The organism is Polaromonas sp. P1_E1_2, assembly GCF_056406035.1.
Window position 1 is genome coordinate 1 of sequence record NZ_JBFUAZ010000488.1, and the last position, 3,271, is coordinate 3,271.

3 protein-coding genes are annotated in these 3,271 nt (G+C 61.7%); all 3 read left to right on the plus strand.

Annotated elements, in window-relative coordinates:
* Nucleotides 1-1,417 (plus strand): sugar ABC transporter ATP-binding protein (locus tag AC1D1P_RS18600; RefSeq protein WP_477673986.1); only part of this gene is annotated, 1,417 nt, incomplete at its 5' end.
* A gap of 31 nt (nucleotides 1,418-1,448) precedes the next feature.
* Nucleotides 1,449-2,432, plus strand: a complete 984-nt coding sequence (locus AC1D1P_RS18605; protein WP_477667887.1) for an ABC transporter permease — start codon at nucleotides 1,449-1,451, stop codon at nucleotides 2,430-2,432.
* 68 nt (nucleotides 2,433-2,500) lie between these two features.
* Nucleotides 2,501-3,271: substrate-binding domain-containing protein (locus AC1D1P_RS18610; protein ID WP_477673987.1), on the plus strand; the 771-nt coding region annotated here is incomplete at its 3' end.

Sequence of the window (3,271 nt, forward strand, 5' to 3'; positions counted from 1 at the left end):
CGGCGAAAACGGCGCAGGCAAATCGACGCTGATGAAGGTGATCAGCGGCCAGTACCAGCCCGATGCGGGGGCTCTGTACTATCGCGGCGAAGCCTGCCAGTTCCAATCCACCGCCGAATCCCAGGCTGTCGGCATTGCCATCATTCACCAGGAGCTGAACCTGGCTCCGCACCTCACGGTGGCCGAAAACATTTACCTGGCCCGCGAGCCACGCAAAGGCTGGCTGATCGACCGGGCGGCACTGCGCCGCCAGGCAAAGCAATGCCTGGACCGGTTAGGGCAGGACATTGCACCGGACGCTCTGGTCAAAACCCTGTCGGTAGCTCAGCAGCAGATGGTGGAAATTGCCAAGGCGCTGTCGCTCAACGCTCAGGTGCTCATCATGGACGAACCCACCTCGTCCCTCACGGAGTCGGAAACCGAGAAGCTGTTTGCCATCATCCATGAGCTCAAGCGTACGGGGGTGGGCATTGTCTACATCTCCCACCGCCTCGACGAACTGGCGCTCATCGTGGACCGGGTCACCGTCTTGCGCGACGGACGCTACGTGTCCACCGAACACCTGGCCGACACCAGTGTGGAAGAGATCGTGGCCAAAATGGTGGGGCGCTCGCTGGACGACGTATTCCCCAAGAGAACATCCGTGCCCACTGCCGACGTGTTGTTGTGCGTACAGGGCCTGACACGCCAAGGTGTGTTTCACGACGTGAACTTTGAGCTGCGCCGTGGCGAAATTCTGGGCTTTGCAGGGCTTATGGGGGCTGGCCGCACCGAAGTGGCTCGCGCCATTTTTGGTGCCGACCCCATCGACGCCGGCGAGGTGTTTCTGGCCGGGCAGCGTCTCACCATTCACTCGCCACGGGATGCCGTACGCCAGGGGCTGGCCTACCTGTCAGAGGATCGCAAGCACGACGGGCTGGCACTGAAGATGAATGTGGCGCAAAACATCACACTGGCCCACATGGAAGCCGTGTCCAATCGTGCGGGCATGATCCAGTTTGCCAAGGAGCAGGATGCCGCACGCCACTACATCGGCGCACTCGACATCCGCACGCCCAGCAGCAGCCAGATCGTGCGCCTGCTCTCGGGGGGCAACCAGCAGAAGCTCGTGATCAGCAAATGGCTGTTCCGTCAATCACGCGTGCTGTTCTTTGACGAGCCCACACGCGGCATTGATGTGGGCGCCAAGTACGCGATCTACCAGTTGCTGGACCAGCTCGCAGGGCAGGGCATCGGCGTCGTGATGATCAGCTCCGAGCTGCCCGAAATCATGGGGATGACCGACCGTGTCGCGGTCTTCCATGAAGGCCGCCTGGTCACCATCCTCCCCACCCGCGAGACCCATCAGGAGGAGGTCATGCACTACGCCTCCGGCCGCAGCGTGCCGCCCCTGCAAGCCGACCAGCTGACCCACTGAACCCTCCAAGACTTCTTTCCCGAACCACACCATGACCGAACAACAACAAGACCTGTTTCAGAAATTTGCCGCGCTGGCCAGCTTGCTGGGACTCATCGCCATCTTCTCGTTCACAAGCAACGCCTTCTTCAGCGTGGGCAATGGCATGACCGTGGCGCTCCAGGTGACGTCCATTGCCTACCTCGGCATCGCAGCGACCTGCGTGATCATCACCGGCGGTATCGACCTCTCGGTAGGTGCCATCCTGGCATTGTCCGGCGTCGTGGCCGCAATGCTGGTCAAGGCGGGCGCGCCCGTGCCGCTGGGCATGTTTGCCGGCCTGCTGGTCGGTGCCCTGTGCGGGCTGATCAACGGCCTGTGTGTGACGGTGCTCAAACTGCCGCCCTTTATTGCCACCCTGGGAATGATGCTGGTGGCACGCGGCGTGGCCTTGCAGCTGACCGATGCCCGCGCCATCAGCGGCCTGGGCGACAGCTTTGCGGAACTGGGCAACGGAGCCTTGTTCCGCATCGTCAATATCGGTGCGGACGGCTTCCCCGATGTGGTGTTCGTCGGCATTCCCTATCCCGTGGTGCTCATGGTCGTGCTGGCGCTGGCCGTCTCCGTCCTGCTTAACCGTGCCACGCTGGGCCGCCATCTGTACGCCATCGGCTCCAACCTGGAAGCCGCCCGGCTCTCGGGCGTGAACGTCAACGGCGTGACGCTGTTTGCCTATGTGCTTTCCGGTTTGCTGGCCGGGCTGACCGGTTGCGTGCTGATGTCACGCCTGGTCACGGCCCAGCCCAGCGAGGGCCTGATGTACGAACTTGATGCCATTGCCGCCGCGGTGATAGGCGGGACCTCGCTCACGGGTGGTGTGGGCACGGTGTCGGGCACCGTCATTGGTGCGTTCGTGATTGGCATCCTGCGCAACGGTTTGAACATGAGCGGCGTGTCCGCTTTCACCCAACAAATTCTGATTGGCGTCGTCATCCTGCTGGCCGTATGGATCGACCAGATGCGCCATCGCAAGTGATCCCTACCGGCAGGGCTTACCGGGACTTCGAGAGACAACCTCCACAACCACTACCCATGAGRAAAGAAATGAAAAAATTTGTCCACACACTGATCGCAGCCGCCCTGGTGGCTGCGTCGTCGATGGCTATGGCCGCCGACAAGGAAATTGCCGTTATCGTGAAGACCGCCAACTCGGACTTCTGGCAAAACGTGAAGAAGGGTGCCAACGCTGCCGTGGGAAATCTCAAGGGCTACACCGCCACCTTCCAGGGCGCAGCATCCGACACCGACCTGGCCGGGCAGGTGGCCCTGGTGGAAAACGCCGTGAACCGCAAGGTCGCCGGCATCGTGCTGGCCCCGTCGGATCCGGATGCCTTGATCCCCGCCATGAAAAAAGCCTGGGAAGCCAAGATTCCTGTGGTGTTGATTGACTCCGCCGCATCGGATTCCGGCAAGGCTTACTACCAGTCCTTCCTGGCCACCGACAACAAGACTGCCGGAGAAATGTCCGCCAAGACGCTGATCGAGAAAGTCGGAACCACCGGCAAAATTGCCGTTATGTCCTACACCGCGGGCTCGGGCTCCGAAATCGGCCGCGTGGGAGGTTTCACCGACTACATCAAGAAGCATTCCAAGCTGYAGATCGTGGGCCCCTTCTACTCCAACTCGCAGATGGGTACCGCACTGAACCAGACCACCGACGTGCTGGCCGCCAACCCCGACCTCAAGGGCATCTTCGGCGCCAACGAACCCACCGCTATCGGCATGGGCCGCGCACTGGTTCAGTCGGGCAAAGCCGGCAAGGTGGTGGCCATCGGCTTTGACGGCAACTCCGACCTGCAAGGCTTTGTGAAAGAC